Annotated in this window: 13 protein-coding genes; 8 read left to right on the top strand and 5 right to left on the bottom strand. The window is 48.2% G+C overall.

The genetic code is table 11. The features are described 5' to 3' along the window. Positions 1-19: 19 nt before the first annotated feature. The 6 genes from FLA_RS14575 (at position 20) to FLA_RS14550 (ending at position 12,595) form a co-directional block, all read left to right on the top strand. The gene (locus FLA_RS14575) at positions 20-1,858 is read left to right on the top strand and encodes a RagB/SusD family nutrient uptake outer membrane protein (RefSeq protein ID WP_076378495.1); all 1,839 of its coding nucleotides are present in this window, start codon (positions 20-22) and stop codon (positions 1,856-1,858) included. Between the two features lie 26 nt (positions 1,859-1,884). Next, positions 1,885-3,306 (top strand): glycosyl hydrolase family 28 protein, encoded by a 1,422-nt coding sequence (locus tag FLA_RS14570; protein ID WP_076378497.1) that lies wholly within the window; start codon positions 1,885-1,887, stop codon positions 3,304-3,306. Continuing rightward, positions 3,303-5,237: a glycoside hydrolase family 97 protein gene (locus FLA_RS14565; protein WP_076378076.1), complete on the top strand. Its 1,935-nt coding sequence runs from the start codon at positions 3,303-3,305 to the stop codon at positions 5,235-5,237. Before FLA_RS14570 ends, FLA_RS14565 begins: the two co-directional genes overlap by 4 nt. A gap of 139 nt (positions 5,238-5,376) precedes the next feature. Next, positions 5,377-9,708, top strand: a complete 4,332-nt coding sequence (locus FLA_RS14560; protein ID WP_076378078.1) for a T9SS type A sorting domain-containing protein — start codon at positions 5,377-5,379, stop codon at positions 9,706-9,708. A 31-nt stretch (positions 9,709-9,739) separates the two neighbouring features. Continuing rightward, positions 9,740-11,677: an RICIN domain-containing protein gene (locus FLA_RS14555; RefSeq protein WP_084206145.1), complete on the top strand. Its 1,938-nt coding sequence runs from the start codon at positions 9,740-9,742 to the stop codon at positions 11,675-11,677. Between the two features lie 120 nt (positions 11,678-11,797). Next, entirely contained in the window at positions 11,798-12,595 is a 798-nt protein-coding gene (locus FLA_RS14550) for a nuclear transport factor 2 family protein (protein WP_076378499.1), read from the top strand. A 724-nt stretch (positions 12,596-13,319) separates the two neighbouring features. Here FLA_RS14550 and FLA_RS14545 read toward each other — a convergent pair. After that, positions 13,320-15,113 (bottom strand): mechanosensitive ion channel family protein, encoded by a 1,794-nt coding sequence (locus FLA_RS14545; protein WP_076378082.1) that lies wholly within the window; start codon positions 15,111-15,113, stop codon positions 13,320-13,322. Between the two features lie 118 nt (positions 15,114-15,231). Between FLA_RS14545 and FLA_RS14540 the strand changes: the two genes are divergently transcribed. Continuing rightward, complete coding sequence (locus tag FLA_RS14540) at positions 15,232-16,908, top strand: GH39 family glycosyl hydrolase (protein WP_076378084.1); 1,677 nt, start codon at positions 15,232-15,234, stop codon at positions 16,906-16,908. 105 nt (positions 16,909-17,013) lie between these two features. Further along, positions 17,014-17,463, top strand: coding sequence for a hypothetical protein (locus FLA_RS14535; RefSeq protein WP_144264005.1), 450 nt, complete (start codon positions 17,014-17,016; stop codon positions 17,461-17,463). A 50-nt stretch (positions 17,464-17,513) separates the two neighbouring features. Here the strand turns inward: FLA_RS14535 and FLA_RS31180 are convergent, their stop codons facing one another. From FLA_RS31180 to FLA_RS14520, 4 genes are all read right to left on the bottom strand, one after another. Beyond that, positions 17,514-17,735 carry a hypothetical protein gene (locus tag FLA_RS31180; protein WP_076378088.1) on the bottom strand — a complete coding sequence of 74 codons (222 nt, stop codon included), beginning with the start codon at positions 17,733-17,735 and terminating at the stop codon, positions 17,514-17,516. Positions 17,736-18,040: 305 nt separating this feature from the next. Continuing rightward, complete coding sequence (locus tag FLA_RS14530) at positions 18,041-19,546, bottom strand: DUF4394 domain-containing protein (RefSeq protein ID WP_076378090.1); 1,506 nt, start codon at positions 19,544-19,546, stop codon at positions 18,041-18,043. Between the two features lie 149 nt (positions 19,547-19,695). After that, positions 19,696-20,397 carry a LytR/AlgR family response regulator transcription factor gene (locus FLA_RS14525; protein ID WP_076378092.1) on the bottom strand — a complete coding sequence of 234 codons (702 nt, stop codon included), beginning with the start codon at positions 20,395-20,397 and terminating at the stop codon, positions 19,696-19,698. Continuing rightward, positions 20,394-21,986 carry a histidine kinase gene (locus FLA_RS14520; protein WP_076378094.1) on the bottom strand — a complete coding sequence of 531 codons (1,593 nt, stop codon included), beginning with the start codon at positions 21,984-21,986 and terminating at the stop codon, positions 20,394-20,396. The genes FLA_RS14525 and FLA_RS14520 overlap by 4 nt, the downstream gene beginning before the upstream one ends. Positions 21,987-22,117: the final 131 nt, after the last annotated feature.

Genomic DNA, 22,117 nt, shown 5'->3' with positions numbered 1-22,117 from the left:
AAGTTAAAAAACGATGGTTATGCCAACAATAAAAAAACTAAGTATACTCACTGCCGCCGCCTTGCTGGGGCTGTTGCAGTCGTGCACCAAAACCTTTCTGGATCTTGATCCGCTGGATCAGGCTACAGAAGCCGTGTACTTTAAAACACCCGATCAGTTTAAAGCAGCCGCCAACGATTTCTATAATAAAATGATTGGCTTTCGTCCCGTCAACAGCAGTAATATTTATAACTGGATGGATGGGGGGAGCGATCTGCTGAGTCCCGGCTACGGCTGGCCTTCGGCACTGAACGCCGCAGATGTATACTGGAACAATGCCTACAGTTATATACGTGCCAACAACATTCTCATAGCCAAAGTGCCGCAATATCCCGGCGACTATGCCGGCATTAAACCCTACGTAGCGGCTGCTTACTTCTTCCGTGCCTGGCACCACTTCTTCCTGTTAAAACGCTATGGCGGTGTGCCTTTGGATACTATTGTAGCCGATGTAAACAGCGGGCTGCTGAGTGCACCACGCAATAGTCGCTACGAAGTCACCCGCCAGGTACTGAGCGATCTGGATGTGGCGATAGACGGCCTGCCACTGGAAGCCAGCATTGCCGCGGCCGACAAAGGACAGGTAAGCAAACAGGCCGCTATGGCTTTTAAAGCAAGAGTATTGCTGTATGAAGGCACCTACGAAAAATATGTAGGCAAAGCCACCGATGGCGATGGCTCCACCACCGGAGCAGGCAGCAAAGGCTATGATGCCGGTAACGTTACTAAATACCTCACCGAAGCCGCATTGTTATGCGAACAGGTAATGAGCTATCCGGACTATACACTATTTACCGGCGTAGACTCCCTCAGCTACCGCTACCTGTTTATACTGGACGATGCCGCTTCTAACCCCAAAGGCCTGGTAAAAACCGCCAACAAAGAATACCTGCTCAGCAGCCGGTACGATTACACCCTGCTGCAAGGCAATGCCAACCTTACCCACACCGGCGGTGGCAGCATATCGCGCAAGCTGATGGATATGTTCCTGTGTAAAGATGGCCTGCCTTACAGTGTATCGCCATTGGCCAAAGGTTATGCGCTGATGACAGACGAGTTTACCAACCGCGAATCGCGCATGACCTGCATTACCGGCGCACCCCGCCAGAAATACTGGGGCTTCGGTTCCGCCTACGGCGCCAACTACACGCTGGCCAACTACCTCACCGTATTCAACTGGCCCTCTTACATCAACGTAGCGTACCCCGACCTCAGCAACGGCGGTAGTGGCTACGGCAGCCGTAAATGGAGCAGCGAAAGCGCCAACCGTAACGACTACCAGGAATCGTACGACTACCCGCAAATTCGCTTAGCAGAAGTATACCTTACCTATGCCGAAGCCAAATGCGAACTGGGCAATGGTAACATATCAGATAATGATTTAAACATCTCTGTCAATAAAATTCGCGCGCGTGCCGGTGCAGCCCCTTTAACCAATGCGTTAATAGCGCCTTACCCATCGCTTACTATGCTGGGCGAGATACGCCGCGAACGCACCCTGGAGCTGCTGAGCGAAAACACCCGCTTTACCGATCTGTTCCGCTGGGGCATAGCCGAGCAGGAACTCAACCAGGTGCCACTGGGCATGGTAGTACAGTATAAAGGTCAGCCTACCGAAATAGCCACCTTTACCAACCCGTACACCAACAAACCCGCTTATAACCCCGCCACCTATGCCTTTGGCGTAGATGCCACCACCGGCGCGGTAATACTCAGCGGCCCCCCTGCGGTGCCCATGACCAAAAAGAATTATCTCACCTCTATTCCACAAGACCAGGTAACCCTGAATCGCAACCTGTTGCAAAACCCGGGCTACTAACATGTTGGATGATAACTGATGCGTGTATGAACGTTAAGAAATGGAATTGCTTATTCATAGGAATGATCACCAGCTGTTGCGCTACTGCGCAGCAGCTGGTTACTTACCCCGCACCCGCTGCGGTAACCTATGCCATGCACAACGACGACTATACCGTGCGTGTGCGCCAACCGGGCGGCCAGTGGCAGGACTTATACGAGTATAAAGTAAAAGTAGATCTGGACAAAGTGCAGGACGCTTCGATGGTATACTTTGACATGGAAGGCCCGGTAGAAGTGATGGTGCGCAAGAACAACGACAATGTGCGGGAAGTGAAGATACGTCCCCAGGCCTACGGCATACAGCCCAAAGTGCAAGGCAATGTCATCACCTTTACACTACCGCAACCCCGCAAAATATCCGTAGAGTGCAACGGCGATAAACTGCATAACCTGCACGTGTTTGCCAACGAACCGGAAAAGGACAAACCCCGGCCCGGCGATACCAATGTGATCTATTTTGCGCCCGGCCTGCACCTGCCCAAAGACACCGTACAAAAAGAATTTAGCATACCCTCCGGCAAAACCGTATACATAGCAGGCGGGGCTGTAGTACGCGGCAAACTGGTATGCGAAAACGTACACAACGTACACATCAAAGGTCGTGGTATTATAGACCAGGCCCCCGAAGGCATATTGGTTGACCATTCCAGCCATGTAACCATAGAAGGCATCACCTTTATTAATCCGCGTCACTACACCATCTGCGGCGGCGCATCGCAACACCTCACCATCCGCAACGTTAAATCGTTCAGCAGTCAGGGTTGGAGCGATGGCATAGACCTGATGAGCTGTTCCGACGTAGTAATAGATGATGTATTCCTGCGCAACTCCGACGACTGCATCGCCCTCTACGGCAGCCGCTGGAACTTTTACGGCAACGTGCGCAACTGCACCATCACCAACGCCATACTATGGGCTGATGTAGCGCATCCCATTAACATAGGCTTGCACGGCAACGCCACAGCAGGAGGGGACACCCTGGAAAATATCCTGTTTAAAAACATACATATATTGGAGCAGGACGAAGATGATCCCGATTACGAAGGCTGCATGGCCATTAGCTGTGGCGATAACAACCTGGTGCGCCAGGTGCGTTTTGAAAACATCTATGTAGATGATTTTGAAGAAGGGCAGTTACTGAACATACGCGTAGTATACAACAGCAAATACAACGCTGCCCCCGGCCGGGGTGTGCAGGATATATCCTTTAAAAACATACAGTACACCGGAAGCAATACCACTTACCCGGTAATAAAAGGACTGGACGCCAACCACAAAGTAAACGGCGTTACATTTGAAGGCCTGCGCATTAATGGCAAACCAGTGCGCAATGCTACAGAAGCCCATATAATAACAGGCCCCTTTGCAGAGAATATTATTTTTAACAACGAAAGCACTGCTAAATGATAAAACGCTTTATAAAAGATACCTGCCTGTTACGGGTATTGCCTATACTGATGCTGATAATATTCACCAGCAAGGCAGCACAAGCTCAGGTACGCACCAACCGTCAAGCCAGGCAGCAAGCAAAAGCTCATACCCAGGCCCAGGCCACATCGGGAGGTTATGCTAAACCCATCACGCAGGTAACCATAACATCACCCGATGATAACACCCGCTGCGAAATAAGCACCGCCATCCAAGGCCGCATCCTATACCGTGTATGGTATAAGCAACAACTGGTATTACGCTGGTCGCCATTAGGCCTGCGCGTAAACAACAGCAACATAGGAGAACGGGCGCTTATACAAAACGCTACCCGCAAAAGCATTCACCAAAAGCAATACTGGCCACTAGGCGAAAACGATACCCTGGTAAATCATTACCAGCAACTCACCCTGCAATGCCAAACCGGCACACAACCCTGGAAACTGATAGCCCGCGCCTACAACGGCAGCATCGCCTTCCGCTATGAGTTGAATGGCAACGGCGAGGTACAGCAGGAATACACCGGCTTCTATTTCACAGCCCCCTACACGCTCTATCAATATAACGAAGAGTCGGAGTTTACACCCACCGCGCTCGACACCTTTACACGCACCTGCGATTTCCCCGCTACCTTACAAGGCAGCAATAAATACCTGCACATAGGCGAAGCCGCCAACACCTGCTATACCAAAGCAGAACTACATAAAAGCCAGGCCAAAGACGCGCTGGAAGTAATATTTCCACGCGATAGCGCTGTGACGTTTCAGGATTCACTGGTAACACCCTGGCGCACCATAAGCGTAGCCTCCACCGCCATAGCCCTGCATCACTACAGTCAGCTAAACCTGCTACTGGCACAAAACGACACCCCGACACCTACACCCAACTGGATTAAACCCGGCAAACTGATACGCGCACAGCTCACCACCCAAAGCGGACTGGAATGTATTGACTTTGCCGTAGCCCATCATTTCCAATACATCATGTACGATGCCGGATGGTACGGCGCAGAGTTTAGAACCACTTCTAATCCCACCACCGTAATACCCGCCATAGACATGCCCAAAGTAATAGCCTACGGCAAAGAAAAGGGGATAGGCGTCATACTCTATGTCAACTACGTAGGCCTGCGCCAGTGGCTGGATACGATATTACCCCTCTACAAACAATGGGGCGTAGCCGGCCTTAAATTCGGCTTTGTAGATGGCTTAACACAGCAAGGCCTAACCTGGCTTTCCACCGCCATGCAAAAAGTGTATGAACACGGTTTTATACTGGACATACACGACAACTACAAGCCCACCGGTTTAAGCATTCGCTATCCGCAGCTTCTAACACAAGAGGGAATAAGAGGAGACGAAAACTGTCCCGATGCCTTTCACAATACCTTATTACCCTTTACCCGCTTCCTGGCCGGCCCCGCAGATTTCACCTTCTGCTATCCCAACGCCACCAGCAGCTACAGTAAACAGTTAAAAGTGAGCAAGGCCCAGCAGTTGGCATTAACCGTAGTCTATTTCAGCCCACTACAGGCCATATTCTGGTATGGCAAGCCCAAAGAATACACCAATGACAAGGAAATAGCATTCTTTACCAAAGTACCCACCGTATGGAATGAATCGCACTACCTCAAAGGCGAGCCCGGTAAATACATATCGGTAGCTCGCAGGCACGGCAATACCTGGTTTATAGGCAACGCTGCCGGTTTAAATGACTGGAAGGATACCCTGACACTGAACTTTTTACAACCCGGTAAAAACTACACCGCCACCGCTTATGAAGATGATGGTAACGGTAGTATTAGCATCAGAACCTTTGCCGTGAAAAAAGGAGATATACTACCGGTAAGTATAGCCGCGAAAGGAGGGCAGGCTATTATAATAGAATTACCCATCTCCCGAATCCAATAACAAACCCAGTATTCCAAAGGGGAGGCCTAAAAACCTCCCCTTTTTTTGATCGTTTTTACCCCCGCCATCCCTGCACCCGGTACTTATTTTAGCAGGGTTAACATTTTTGATTGCTGCTTATCATCTAACACTTGCCATTATGAAAAAAGAACTGAACAGGGGCGCGATGCCCTTGTGCCGCTACCTGCTTGTGACCGTATGCACACTAGCTATGCACCTGCTATGCCTGCATACCACCACTGCACAACGTTTCCAGCATCCGGGCATGCCCTTTACCACGGAAGACATTACCCGGTTAAAACAAAACATTACACAGGAACCCTGGCTATCCGCTTACAACAGCTTTAAAGCCAACGCCGCATCCAGCTTATCCTACGCGCCCAAAGGCCCGTTTGCCACGGTAACCCGCGCCCCCGACCTGAACAACAACGCCTGGAAAAGCGATATGATAGCCATACACAACCTGGCGTGGATGTGGTTGTTCACCGGCGACAGCGCCTATGCCCGCAAAGCCACTAACCTGCTGGATAGCTGGGCTGTAACCAACATCTCATGGGGCGGCAATGAATCCATGCTGGACATTGGTGATTACGCCCCTTACTGGGCTTCCGGCGCAGACATACTCAAATCTACCTTCCCCGGTTGGAGCATCGCCAACACCACACACGTCAACAGCTATTTTGCCAACGTGTTATGGCCTACCTCGTATGTCCCTAGTCCCTTACGCGACAACAACAAAGGCGCTATACAACTAAAGATAGCCTTTGCTGTAGCCGCCTTCCTCAACGATCAGCAGAAATGGAACCAGGCCATAGAAGTATACCGCATGGACGCGGGCGGCGGTTTACGCAACAGCCTGCCCAACGGACAGGTAGGCGATGCCGGTCGCGATGATCACTGGTTTGTACAAGCCGATGCATTAATGTGGAGTGCCGAACTGGCCTGGAAGCAAGGCGTAGACCTCTATGCCGAACTCAATAACCGCTTGCTGGCCATCGGGGAATTATACGATCATTTCAACATAGATACCACCGGCCTGCGCTTCATCCCTTACGGTGGCTATTCCGCTTACTATACCAATTGGGGCATCAGCGGCGGCATACGCAGGCAAAGCTATTTTCATAACATCATAGAAGGAGCCTATGCACTACGCAAAAGCATCCCCACACCCTATACCACACAAATGCGCGCATTGGTAGGAGAAGGGGCCAACACCTTCCTCTTCCTGAAATCAGCCGATACCTCCACCGCCACACCCTTGCTACCCATCGTATATCCTGCTACCCATCCTGTAACACAGTTAAGCAGCGTTACCATCGGGAATCCAGGCATAGCCGGCAATTACACTTACAACAATGGCATCTTTACCCTACAGGGAGCCGGCACCAACATGGCCGATGCCGTACAGTTTATATACAAACCCGTAACAGGCAATGCCAGCGTAGTAATGAAAGTGAACAGCAATTCCCTCACCACTGCCACCACCGGCATAATGATACGCGAAGGCCTGACCACCTCATCCAACTACGTTGCCGTAAACCTGAACAACGGCACCGTTAGCATGACCTCCCGCGGCGACACCGCCCGAACCGCCTATGTACATTACGGCCCCGCCACTCCCTGGTGGTTAAAGCTGGAACGCGTAGGCAATCGCATTTTCTCTTTCCACTCACAGGATAGCATACATTGGAGTAACAACGCCCTATGCCTGGGAGCCTGGAAAGACACCATGTATATCGGTGTTTATACCCTCTCCAATAACACCTCCGCACTCAACACCGCCATACTCAGCCAGGTAGCCATTACCAATACCACCCCAGCCGGAGCACCGGTAATTACCAGTCCCCTGGCATTACAGGCAGTACGTGCAGATAGTATTCACTATAGCATCACCACTACACCCACAGCCACCCGCTATAAAGCAGAAGGCTTACCCACCGGCCTGCTACTCGACACCCTTACAGGTTGCGTAAAAGGCCGCGTAGCCACACCCGGCACCTGGCAGGTATTATTAAAAGCCACCAACGCAGCAGGCTCCGGCATGGCTATGCTGTCAGTGACCATTACCGACAGTGCAGCCCCCGTTAAACCCGCAGGCATTACCGCCACCGCCAACAGCAACGGCACTATCGTATTAAACTGGACTGCATCTGCCAACGCCACCGCTTATGCCATCAAACGTGCCCTGGTAGCAGGCGGCCCCTATACGGTGATAGCCAACGGCGTTACCGCAGCATCCTATACAGATGCCAAACCCGTTCCCGAAGTGCGCAACTATTACATTGTAACCGCCTGGGCGGGCAACCTGGAAAGCCCTGCATCCACAGAAGTATCTGCATCCGTACCACCCGCCACACCCGCAATACCCGTTGTTACCATGCTTACCAACAGCCTGCGCCTGTTATGGTCAACAGCAGACGGAGCCGTTACCTACAACATCAAACGCAGCACCACTATGGCCGGTCCTTATAGCACCATTGCCACAGTTACAGATACCAGCTATACCGATACCAATGTAGTCAGCGGCAATGCTTATTACTACGTAGTTTCCGCCAAAGGCAACACCCTCGAAAGCGGTAACTCACCCGAAGCATTTGGCGTACCCGGCGCAACCGTAACCACCTGGAGCCCGCAACCCGTGCAGGATATATGGAGCGATACCACTAGCTGGATAGAAAAACGAATACCCGCCAGCCCCGCCGTAGTATTGTTCGGAGCCACCAGCGATAGCACAATACAAAACGACATCACCGGCCTGCAGTTATCACGCCTGCAGTTTACCAGCAACGCCAGTGCCTACACCTTAACCGGCAATGCCATCACCCTGAACAGGGATGTAGTAAGCAATACCACCAAACCACAACAGGTAACCATGCCATTAGCATTGAATAACCCCATAACTATATACAACCCCTCCGGCGATATCACCCTTACCAACACTATCACCGGCACCGGTGGCATTACCAAAACCGGTAGCGGCATCTTATACATCACCGGCTCTAACACCTACAGCGGCAACACAATCATCGGTGGCGCTGCTGGTGGATGGCCTGCCAACACAGGCATTGCCATCAGCGGAGCAGGAACCGGCACCACCGGCGCACCCACAGCAGGCGCACTCGGTATCGGCAAACTCATTATGAGCGGCGGCGCTTTGTTTTCAGCTGGTAGCGATGCCACCCTGTATAACGATATAGAAATAGCCGCCGGTACTTCCAGCTATTGGTTCCAAACCACCAACGCCCTCAACCTCTATGGCAGAATCACCGGCAGCGGCACCTTACGCAACGACGGAAACGTATATGCCGGCCTGCACTTGTATGGCGATAACAGCGGCTTCACCGGTCAGTTTATCAACGTACTACGCAGCGGCAACGTGCGCCTGCGCTTTGAAACACCCCAATCCGGCAGCGCCAACGCCAGCTGGTTACTGGATGCCCGCAGCGTAGATTGCCAGAGCCTGCAATTTGCCACCGGCACCATTTCGTTCGGCGCCTTAACCGGCCGCGGCTACTTCCGCAACAACGGCGGTGGCGCCCCCATCATCAGCATTGGTGCGTTAAACACCACCCACACCTTTGAGGGCACCATCAACGGCACCATCGGTGTAGACAAAGTAGGCACCGGCACACTCACCTTCACCGGCGAACACACCTACAGCACCGCTACCACCATTAAAGCCGGCAAACTGCAATTAAACAACAACGCCGCCACCGGCGCATTCAACAGCCCCGTAACCGCCACCACAGGCGCTTTCGGCGGCACCGGCAGAAGCGTTAAAAACATCACCATAGGCACCGGTAGCGGCACAGGGGCCGCACTGGAACCCGGCAACCAGGGCATTGGTACGCTTACCACCACCGCCACCCTTACCCTAAACCAGGATGCTGTTTGGAAAGAAGAACTCAACTACAGCACCCAACAAGCCGATAAAATGATAGCCGCTAACATCATACTGAACAGTCCGCAACTGGTGTTAAACATTACCACAACCGATACGCTACCTGTAGGTACGTCCTTTGTAATAGCCAGCAACACCGGCACATCGCCCGTTACCGGTACCTTTGCCAACCTGCCCGAAATGAGCACAGTGTCAGCAGGCGGCTATACCTTCCGCATCACCTACCAGGGCGGCGATGGAAATGATATTGTGTTATTGGACGATCGCACCGTATCCTTATCACTCACCAATGCTTTAGCCAATACAACAGGGGAGAAGGATACGTTACATAATGCCACTACCATCAGCATATGGCCTAACCCCACCATCAGTATATTGTACATCACAGTGCCTTCAAACCGCAACCGCACAACACTAAGCATTACCGCCGCCGATGGCCGTTTGCTGCTCAACCGCCCCTTACAAAATACACGTGAAGCCATTCCAGTGCATACCTTCCCCGCAGGATTGTATTTTGTAACCGTGCGCACCGGCAACCAGGTCATCACCCGAAAAATCATCAAACAATAAATTCCATTACCTATCACAAACACTTACAACAATGAAAACGATTACAATGATAACAAGTGCAGTACTGGCCCTCACCACGGCCGGTACTGCCCATACACAGGCCTTTATACACCCCGGCCTGCTACATACCGAAGCCGACTTCACCCGCATGCGCACCAAAGTAAACGCCGCCGCCCAACCCTGGAAAGGCAGCTGGGATATACTGGTAGCCAACGGCCGCTCGCAACTCACCTACACTCCCAATCCCGTAGATACCGTACGGCGTGGCGGCACCGGCGAAAACTACTCCCGCCTGTTTAACGACATAGCTGCAGCTTATCAAACCGCCCTCCGCTGGAAAATAACCGGCGATGCCGCCTACGCCGATAAGTCCATCGCTATCATGAACGCGTGGAGCAACACCCTGCAATACGTTACAGGCAACGCCGACCGTTTCTTAGCTTCCGGCATCTACGGCTACCAGTTTGCCAACGCCGCCGAAATCATGCGCACCTACAGCGGTTGGGCTGCTACAGACTTCACCCGTTTTCAAAACATGTTGCTTACTAAGTTCTATCCACTTTGCGATGATTTCCTCCTCAACCACAATACCGCCTGCATTACCAATTACTGGGCTAACTGGGATTTATGCAACATGGCCGCCATACTGGCCATAGGCGTACTATGCGACCGGCGCGACCTCTACAGCCGCGCCATCGACTATTTCAAAACCGGCGCTGGCAACGGCTCTATCACCCACGCCGTATGGTATTTACACAGCAGCACCCTGGGCCAATGGCAGGAGAGCGGCCGCGACCAGGGCCATTCCACCCTGGGCATCGGCCTGCTGGCTTCCTTCTGCGAAATGGCCTGGAACCAGGGCGATGATATGTACGGCTACGACAGCAATCGCTTTATGAAAGGCGCAGAATACGTAGCCCAATACAATACCGGCAACACAGTACCCTACACTACCTACACCTGGGGCAACGGCCAAAACTGCGCACAAATGTCACAAACCATTATCTCCGATGCTTCCCGCGGCAACCTGCGCCCCGTATGGGAAATGGTATACAACCACTACGCCAACCGCATGGGCCTGTCCGTACCCGGCATAGCTGCCTACGCCACCCTGCACCGCCCCGAAGGTGGCGGTGGCAACTACGGCACCACCAGCGGCGGCTTCGATCAGCTGGGTTTCGGCTCCCTTACCTTTACCCGCGACCCATTACCCACCACAGGCCCCGTCAACGGCATATACAAAATCTTTGCCCGGCATAGTGGTCAGGCTATGGATGTAATGAATAACGGTACAGCGAATGGCACTAATGTAAGGCAGTGGCCTGCCAACGATTGTGTTTGTCAGCAATGGACACTCACTAATGCAGGAAGTAACCAATACACACTGGTAGGCGTAGGTAGCGGTAAAAACCTCGACATTGCCAGCAACAGCACGGCTGATGGAGCTAATGCGGCTATATGGCAGTCCACCGGTGGCAATAACCAGAAGTTCACCTTTACGCCCGTAGGTGGCGGCTTCTACCGCATCACCCCCGTACACAGCGGCAAATGCCTGGATGTAGATGGCGCTTCCCTCACCAACGGCGCTAATATCTTTCAATGGACTTATCAGAATGGTAAAAACGAACACTGGCAATTGGTACCTGTAGGCGGTGCAGCAGCTGTTACTGCGGCAAGGATAGCTGTATCAAAAGAAATTGCTACCGATACCACCAACACCTCAAAGAATGAGGGCTATGCACTATATCCCAATCCCGCACAAAACGAGTTAACGGTTTTATTACCAGGTAAACAGGCTGCCAACAATACGTTAGCTGTATTACAAAATGTGAGCGGTCAGATTATACAACAGGTAAAGATTTCCGGAAGCAAGTATCTGTTTCATCTGCAGGGAATGCCTAAAGGCGTGTACTGGTTGCGAATACAGGAAGGAGAGCGTACCGTATCACTGCCTTTTGTAAAAGAATAGCAGTAAGCGAGCAGCGGGCAATAACCTATATCTATCCATAGCTCCGGCCTTTTATACCACCATATTGCCTTTCAGTGGAAACAAAGGGGCGGCATGTTGATTTTTTATCAACTTGTAGCTATGAAAAAGAACAAACTGCTATCGCATTGCCTGCTGCTGCTTATTATTGCCCCAGGCATCCCCGTTATTGCCCAGGAAAAAGACGCTGAAATTGCTGCCATCATCAAACAACAGGATAGCCTTTTCTGGCAGGCTTATAATAGCTGCGATACCACAGCTATGGCCAGCTTTTTCTCTGATGATGCAGAGTTTTATCATGATAAAGGTGGCCTGACCGTAGGCTTGCCCGCCCTGAAAGCTTCGTTCAGTGCAGGCATGTGTAAACCCGACAGAACTTTCCATTTAAGACGCGAAGAAGTGGCTGGTACTGTTAAAGTATTTAGTTTAAGAAAGAACAACGAAATATACGGCGCCATCATCACTGGAGAACATGTATTTTATCTGACTGAAAAAGGAAAGAATGAGTACCTGGATGGCCACGCACTTTTCACGCATACATGGCGCAGGTTAAACGGCAAATGGCTAATGACAAGAGTATTAAGCTACGATCACGGCCCTGCCACCTATGTGAACAAACGTGTTGCAGTAACTGTACCCGATAAGATATTGAAGACTTATGAAGGCTCCTATGCTGGTGCTCAGAATGCTATCACTATCACCGCAGGTTCCAATGTGCTAAACATGAAAATAGGAGAGAAGCTATTTGTACTCTATGCCGAAAAAGAAAACCTGTTCTTTTCCAAAGACCGCGATCTCACGTTTGAGTTTGTAAAAACAGGTGCGGTTGTAATCAAAGTGCTGGTTCGTGAACGTGGAGAAGTAGTGGAAGTGGAAGAAAGGAAGGTGGCAGCTAAGTAAAGTGTATTGGTAATCCACGGCTCATCCGTACTGCTGAGCCATCCGGCAGTACGGATGAGTCATTGGTAAGTACGAATGAATGGTGGCTCTTATCGGATGAATGACCCGGGAGTACAGATGAGAGATTCATCCCACCTGCTGGTTGATCCCTGTGTGCTACCGGTAGTTTGCTCCCATAGGAGGAGTGTTTCGTGCGTACAATCTGAAGTCTCGTACGTACTGATAATTCTTCGGTCGGTACGGATAGGGGACCGCTCCTATGGGATGGAAGTCCTGGCTGTACGGATGTGGCTTTCATCCCACCTGCTGACTCTTTGGTACGTACTACCGCGAGTTTGTTTCCATAGGAGGAATGACTCGTGCGTTTTGCTCGATAAAGAATTCGTACGAACGAGCGTTCGGAATACACAAAAAAGGGGCAGATTCTATCTATAGCAGCACACGGTGTTACTACACTACAGGCAGGAAGTAAGAAGAAAGGAGCTATTCTTACTTTCTGAAGGCTCATCCGTACGGATGGAAGGTCCGTCAGTACGCACGAAGGAGTCAGCAGGTGGGAGGAATGACTCAGCAGTACGCACGAAACTCCCGTCGGGTGGGAGAAATGGATGCGTTTTTTCGGGAACAATCAAAAAATCATTGAATTACATTCTTTTTAGACAGCTCCAAAATAGCATAACGGCAATGCTACTGCCAGTTATAAAGGTTATAAAATACAATTCGCTTATTTTTCATTTGGCTGCTGCCCATTCTTGACCACATAATAATGCGGCGACATAATTTCAATACCCGCATCCACCGACAAATCCAATATTCTTTGGTACAGATCAGAATAAATGCCTGCCTGCTTATTTGGATGCTTCGTATAGGCATTGATTTCGTAGGATACATAAAATTCATCCAATGCCACCTGTAGCACAAAAGGTGGTGGTGTATTTTCCAATAACGGAGTGGCAGCCGCAGATTTCAATAACAAATCATGCACCTTGCTCCAATGTGTATCATAGCCTACCGTTACGGTAGCATGAATAATCAGCCCTTTATCCGGTGCATCGCTGCTATAGTTCACCGTATGGCTATTCATAATGGTAGCGTTGGGTATAGAAATGATTTCATTCTTAATAGTACGCACCCGCGTAACCAGTAACGATTTTTCAATCACATCACCTGTAACATCTCCAATCTTTACCCGGTCTCCAATTTTAAACGACCGCATGTAAGTCAGCACTACACCCGATACAATATTCCCCAGCGCACCTGCCGAACCAAAGGTGAACAGTACACCCATAAACACAGATACACCTTTGAATACAGGAGAGTTAGAACCCGGTAGATAAGGAAAGATAACAATAAGCATAAAGGCCAGTGCCAGAACCCGTATGATCTGGTAAGTAGGAGCCGCCCAGTCAGCATAAAAACCAGGCAAACGCAATACGCCTGTTTCTACTTCTTCTTTTAAAAAGCGAATACCTTTTAATACTAGCCGGAATACAAAACAGATAACAGCAATGGTTACCAGGTTAGGCAGGTAATGCCAGGTGCCGGTTACGATTTTGCGTAAAGGCGTAAGGAAAGAGCTGAGTAAGGAATCGGCCAATTTGCGTGTCCACGGAAATATTCCAAACAGCAATAGTAACGTAATATACAGTACAATCAATAATATCACCCACCGGATGGTATTAGCGGCAATAGACAGAAAAGAAACGGCTCTGTCTTCATTGAATATTTTATACCCTTTAATGCTGATTCCTTTAATCCGCTTTCCTTTTTCCGCATGAATCTTTCCCTTTAACCAGCGCAGGCCTTTACCGGTAGCATAAAAGATAAACACTACCACCACTATAACCAGCACAGATAAAGCTATTTCACGGACGATGGTTTGCCAGCTGGTAGCTTGCCGGTAGGCTTTCACCTGCTGGCTTATACGTACTTTGTATAGTTGTGCCAGTTCAGCCGCCGGCATTTGCATCCACAAAGCATCATTTTCGGAAATCCCCATAATCACCAGCTCGTTATACACCAGGTCTGTAGTGGCATCAGAAGCCATCACCGCAATAGAATCAGGCTGAAAAAAGTAATCATGTGCGAGCTTATCCAATCTATCTGCAATGGCCACCGCACGTTCACGGGGCGAAAAGCTGCCTTGCCTGTCATATATCACCATAATGGTATCCTGGAAAAAGATAACCGGAACGCCCTTTACAAATCTGCGTAATGAATCAATCTTTTGTTTCTGCTGTGCCAGTTGAATGGAATCCTTCTTTTGCAATGCAGCCAGTTCCTGTAGCAGTTCATTCTTTTTCAGATTGTCTGATAAATGAAGGCTACTGATCTGTTGCTCCAATTCCGCTTTTCTTACCGAGTCTGCAATACGTAAGGCTGTTATCTGCTGTAACTGCTGCGATTTCTGTATCAGTAAACTGTCCTGCCGGTTATTGTCTTTTTGCCGGGACGAATCATTTTGAGCGGGTAAAATGCAAGGTAAAATGAGCGATAAAAGGAGTACGATTCTTTTCATGATACACGGGCCTTTCTGGTAAGGAATACTGTAATACAGGTAATTACACCTATATAGCCATATTGTTCGCCATCATTACAGCTTTAAAAGCTTATATTGCCAATGCCAAAAACATCCCATGAATATCAAACCATTGCTCGTCCTTTGTTGCTTTACCACTATAACCGCCTTTAGCCAGCCACAACCTGTTTCCATCACTATCGATGCCAATCAGCAAAAAGCCGCCCTGAAACCCATCTGGGCTTGGTTTGGTTATGATGAGCCCAACTATACTTACATGAAAGATGGCCGCAAGCTACTTTCTGAACTGGCTGCATTAAGCCCGGTGCCGGTATATGTACGCGCCCACAATCTGATGAACACCGGAGACGGCTCCGCAGCACTCAAATGGGGCTCCACCAACATGTATACAGAAGATGCCAATGGCAACCCCATCTATAACTGGACAATCGTAGACTCCATATTCGATACCTACATCACCCGCAAAATGAAACCACTGGCACAGATTGGTTTCATGCCCGAAGCTTTATCTACTAATCCCACGCCATACCGCCACTACTGGCAGCCGGGCCGCAACTACAAAGAAATTTGCACCGGCTGGGCCTATCCACCCAAAGATTATAATAAGTGGAGTGAACTCATTTACCAATGGGTAACCCACTGCATACAACGCTATGGCAAAAAAGAAGTAGAAAGCTGGTACTGGGAATTATGGAACGAAGCCGATGGTTATTACCTGATGGTAGATGATAAGTTTAAAGTGTATTGCAAAATGTATGATTACGCTTCTGCCACGGTAAAAAAAGCCTTACCTACTGCCAGAGTAGGCGGCCCGCATGTAACAGGCGGTGCAGGCGAATTCATGCGCAAGTTCATCAACCATTGTCTTAACGAAAAGAACGAAGCCACCGGCCAAACAGGCGCACCATTTGATTTCCTGGCCTTTCACGCCAAAGGCTCACCCGTGTTTACCAATGGCCGTGTACGCATGGGCATGGATCATCAGCTAAAAGATGTAAACAGGCATTTAAAAGTCGTATCCTCGTTTCCACAGATAAAAAACATACCCATTATCATAGGAGAAAGCGATCCCGAAGGTTGCGCCGCCTGTGGCATGAAAACCGATCCGCAAAACGCCTACCGCAACGGCACCATGTATTCCAGCTATACTGCCGCTTCCATTGCCCGCATTATGGATTTAGATGAAGCTTATGGTACCAATATCATAGGTGCTGTAAACTGGTCTTTTGAATTCGAAAACCAACCCTGGTTTTACGGCTTCCGCGAACTGGCCACCAATGGTATTGACAAACCGGTATTGAATGTATTTCGCATGCTGGGCATGATGACAGGTAACAGGCTGGCTGTATCCGGAAATCTGGCTTATAATGCGCAAAATATTATCGATTCAGGTGTAAGAGGTCCACTTACGGATGTGAATGCATTGGCTTCAAGAGATAAAAAGTCTATAGCAGTAATGCTGTGGAATTACCATGATGATGATATTAGAGAAGGAGAGGCGGAAGTGGAGTTGCAGTTAACCAATATTCCCACCCGCAAAGCCACCTTGTATCATTACCGTATTGATCAGGAACACAGCAACGCCTACGAAGTATGGAAAAAAATGGGCTCGCCGGAAGCACCTACAGCGGAGCAATACGCTACGCTGGAAAAAGCAGGGCAGTTGCAGTTGTTGTCATCACCCGAAAAGGTAACTATTCAGAATGGAAAGCTTACAACCAAAGTACGGTTGCCGCGTCAGGCTGTTTCACTGATACGGCTTGTATATGAATAATTGTCACGGTTTTAGTGATTCTGTTCTTATGCGATTAAAAACTTGTATACTTTGGATGATGTTTAATACTATAGTGAGGATATGTATAATCTTTCAAACACGTAAATGGGTAAAATAAAAGTTGTTTATTTATTAGTTACCGCCCTTTTCATGCTAACATCCTGTAACAGGGTTATGAAAGGTGATGAACTGAAAAATACTGATATTAAACGTATGCGGGCATTGCACCTGCTTGACGAGAAAGAATGTGTTATCAGGTTTTATTCTGAATATGAAAATAAATATGCGGGGAATTTTTATACCGACAAAAGAATTGCAAGCTATTGGATAGATCCTGGCAATGCTTCAAAAAATAAGGTATTTTCTGCATTGTATACAGAGGTGAAGTCTTTGGATACTGTTTATGATGCCGGACTTACTTATTGTTCATATATACGTGTTACCAGGAAAGACGGTACCATTTTTCAGGTTTGTGCTGGTGAGCGGAGGAATGATGTTAGTCTGTTTTTTGAGGGCGTTTTTAAGCAGTGGAAAGCACATATAAAACAGAATTGATTCTTCCTGTAAGCTATTGCGATAGAAGCGTTGTATTTATGTATGAGGTACTATAGTACAACAGGCACTGGTGTGCAATCAAAACCGCAGGCATGAAGCGTATGAACAATTTTATCTGAAATATCATTGCTATATTCCACCCGTAGAACTTTGTCACAATCGTCCAGATCAACAGACCAGTTACCATTACCAACAAGCAGGTTTAGTAAGGGAGATATAAATGCTTTACTAAGTTCATCGCTGATTCCTGTGTAGAATATTAATATCATCATACTGCCGGATTGGATAGTGGTTATCAAGAGAGCGACCTGTTAATTATACAAAAGAAAGCAATGAAACAGCGCAAGACAATGGCTAAATTGTGGTTTTTGTAGGATAATTCGTGGTATTTGAGCTACCTCGATGCCATTATTGAGCATATCAGGCAGTTTTTCTAACTCAATCGCTTGCCCATTACTATACTCGTTACATAGCAAAGGAAACGCCTCCAAAATCAATGACTTTGGAGGCGTTTCTTAGTGAGCACTTCACTGTTTTATCTGGCCTGAACGGGTAGGAGCCTTCAAATAAATAAGGGTTAAAATCCGCCGCCAATGGCTAAACCCGTAATCTTATTAGGATACTCACGTACACTAACTGCAGCGCCGGTAGTAGTATTTACAGTATATAATTTCGTAGTACCTCCGGAAGTCAATAAAGCATATCCCTGGTTAGATGTTCCTCCTATATCAAACCCGCTTTGACTTTCGGCAGTAATACCTAATGGGCCTATGTCAGTAAGCAAACCATTATTGGGAGGGTCTTGTTTAAATAATCTGGTGCTGTTTAATACAAACAGAGTGGTAGTAGTAGCACCGGCAAAACTATTGGTATAGGCAGCTCCGGTTACAGCAGGGGTGCCAGGATTCAGTGCCACATCAGATCCCGCGATAGTTGCATCGGCAGGGTTCAGACGCATGTTTTGCCCAAGGTTGGTTACCAGTCTTATTTTGTCTACCGTTGGATTGAAATCGAATCCTACAGCTGTAGTGCCGGTGGTAATACTCAATGTGCTACCTACAGCCGTAACCGCGCCAGTGCCCAGGTTAAAGGTATAGATACGGGCCACATCTCCGGTTGATGTAAGCGAAATGCCATACAACTGGCCATTAGCTGGTCTGAAATCAATACCTGCAATAAACTCGCCAACGCCTAAACCGGCAATTGTTTTACTGGTAATCTGTGTGTTGGTAAGTGGATTAAAAATCTGAAGGGCCTGTGCATCGCTAACAGCATAGGCCACTGCGTTGGTGGGGATGGCGATATCTATTAATGATGTGGACGTAGTGCCAATGAACGCAGTGTTGGCATTGGCTGTGTCCAGTGTATACATTTTTGTAGTTCCATCTGATGTAGTAAATGCAGCTAATATGCTGCTATTGTCTGCATTGATATCAAAACCTGCCTGACCGGTAAAACTGGCAGTAATACTACCTACTTCAACGAGCTTGCCATCATTAGGTGGACTTTGCTTGTATAGTTTTTTGTTGGTAACATCAATGTCAAATAAACTGGTAGTAACAGCGCCGGAAATACTGTTGGTATAAGCCACACCGGTTACAGAGGCTCCTGTAACACCGTTAATGGCGATATCTGTAGCTGCTACAGCCCCGGTTTCGGGATGCAATCGCAAATTTTGTCCTGTATTTGTTACCAGTCTGATTCTGTCCACTGTGGGGTTGAAGTCAATAGAAGCGATAGTACCGCTAACGGCAGGTGAAAATGCTGCTGTACCTAATGCTGTAGCAACGCCCTTGTTTGCCCCCAGGTTAATGGTATACAACCTGCTACTATTGCCCAGCGCATATAATTGTCCGGTGGAGGGTCTGAAATCAATGCTCATTAATTTTTCACCGCTGGTTAAGCCGGAAACTGCTACTGTTTCAATAGGGCTTTGTGTGGCACTGGTATTATACCGGATAAGCTGGTTGTTAGAGGTAAGGCCCCAGAATACAACATCAGGTTTCGGGTTAACTGCATCATCATTGTTTTTTTTACAGGCAAACAAAAAAGGCACAACAAAAAAGGGCAGGAATCTCTTCATATATTTTGTCCATAAGAACGTAAATCAGGCACCTTTGGTTTGTTTTTGTTGCTTTCATTTATTTCCTGCTACTAATTTCTTTATCGGCGTTCCAGCTTTCTGTTGTAGCACAACTGTTTCCTGTTTCCTGTTACAGTGGGAAACTTTCTTTACCCCAACTGGTTACGCAATTCTTTATACCGGGATCGCCCAACCGGTAATAGCTCCCCGTTTTTCAATTGCAGTGAATACCTGCCTCCGGGTTCAATCAGCAGCTTTTCACAATCCTGCCACCGCGTAATGTACGAGCGGTGTATGCGCACAAACTGATCGTGGGGCAGCAGTTGTTCCAGGGTGTCCAGGCTTTTGTCGTGCAGCTCGGTGTGGCCATTGAATAACAACAGTTCTGAATAGTTACCAGCTCCTGTAATGCGTTGCACACTGGCCAGCGGTATCAGTTTAAGCGTACCTGCTGTGCGTACGGCCAGGTGTTGCAGCGCTTGTTCCGGCGCAGGTGTGGTGTTACGTAAGCGGTCAAAAGCTTTAAACAAACGCGGGACATCAAACGGTTTGGGCACAAAATCCAATACACCATAAGCAAAAGCAGTAATGGCTTTATCGGTATGGGCCGATACAATAATGGTGTGAAAAGAGCGGGATACCATGGCCTGTAACACATCAAAGCCATCTTCTCCATTCAGGTTCAAATCCAGTAACAACAGGTCTACCGGGTGCTTTTCCAGGTAGGCCAAACCTTTTGGCAGGGCGTCGCACAGCTCAATATGAGCCGGCTGGTATTCAAAATATTGTTTGGTCATGCGGGTAAGCCTGCGGGCTATGCGCATTTCATCTTCCAGTATTAGTATGTTCATAATGGCAAATGAATGGTATTCCGCCATCCGCCGGGAAAAGGGTGAGAACTGAATTGCCATTGGGTGCCATAGCTTTCTGTTAGCCTGGCCTGTATATAACGAAAGCCATTGCCGCCTGCTTTTTTGATTGTTTTCCTGTTTTCTCCATAGGTTTCCAGTATATACTCTTTGCCGGTGGCGGTTCGGTGAAAATGTAATACAAACCGGATGCAGTTATTCACCGGTATGCTATGCGTAATGCCATTTTCTACCAGCGTAAGTAAAACGGCCGGGGGAATCGTTTCTGTAGGGTCTATATCAGCATCTTCCCAGGTGTAGCTTACTTCTTTCCGGTATTGCATAATAGCAATGTGTTGTTTGCATAAGGTTATTTCCTGTTGAATAAGCACCAGTGTTTCGTTTGACATTTCCAGCATACTGTCAAATTCATCGGATAAAGCCTTGATAAAAAGAACGCCTTCTGCTGGTGAATCTTCCACCCAATCAATAAGAGAGGTAAGCGTATTGCGCAAAAAATGAGGTTGAATATTTTTCTTCACCAGTTCCAGCTGCAGGCGTGCTGATAATAGCTGGGAAGATTGATGTGCCTGTTCCAGTTGACGTGCACTAACAGTTTGCAGGTACAGAATGAATAGCAGGATGATGGTAAATGAAATGTATAATCCATAATCGTAAAAGATATACTGATGCACAATCATAGAAAGACCAAAACCCGTCAGCATGAGCAAGGCGCTTTTCTGTTTTTTTATAAGGTTGTATAATAAAATAAGCACAGATGCAAACCATAACACAATACTATACATATGAGCGGTATAGTCGTATTGTTCGTAGTATATGCCGTGCACTACCAGTAATGTTATTATCAGTAAAAGCGTAATGGCAGTAATGTAGGGGGTGCGATAGTGAATGGCAAAATACAGTGGCGTTAATACAGCAGTAGCAAAAGTAAGCCACCCTATAATAGAAAGCCGGGTATAGAAAGATGTATAGGGAATGTTTACATAAAATTTGATGTATTCTGCTGTTAGCAGCAAAAAAAACAACAAACAAATAAGGGCAAACAGAATAGTGGTGCCTGTTTTTGAATGACTGTTAAAGTACAGGAAGGCATAATAGAACGCGGCCATTAAAAAAGCCCCGGCCATCAGGTTTACCATGGATAGGTTTTTCAATGGCCGTTGCAGCATTTTCAGATAGCTATCGGGCTTGGCCGCAATCCGTTGGTATTCCTGTGGCAAAAAAGCTTGCGTGCCCTTAACGGTTACCAGGTGATGGCCAAGGCCTGAGAGACTATCAGGTACCTGGTAATAGCTGGTTTCAGTACCTGGTACTTCGGGGCGGCCATCTAATGCCGGGGTACCGTTTTGGCCCAGCCGGTAACTATCCCAGTATACTTCAAATGCGCCAAAGCCATGCATTTCCACACCTAGTGGGGTAGTGAATTTTTTCTCCTGTATATCCAGAGGTATCTGCGCATGAAACCGGTTACCACCAGTGGTTTCAACATGTGGGTCAGCGGTGGTATACCTTATTTCCTGGTTACATGAAGCGAATATTATTACAAAACAGAAAAGCAGCCGTATTTGCATATTGTAAATGTAAGTGGAAACGGGAAGGTTTTCATGTTGTTCACAAGAGGATAGTGCAGTTGACGGAAGAGATAGAAACTGCCTGTTACTGTTGTTTTATTCTTGTTACATGAAACCCATAAAAACATACC

It is taken from the genome of Filimonas lacunae, assembly GCF_002355595.1.
Taxonomy (GTDB): Bacteria; Bacteroidota; Bacteroidia; order Chitinophagales; family Chitinophagaceae; genus Filimonas; species Filimonas lacunae.
This window is presented reverse-complemented; position numbering and strand designations above follow the sequence as displayed.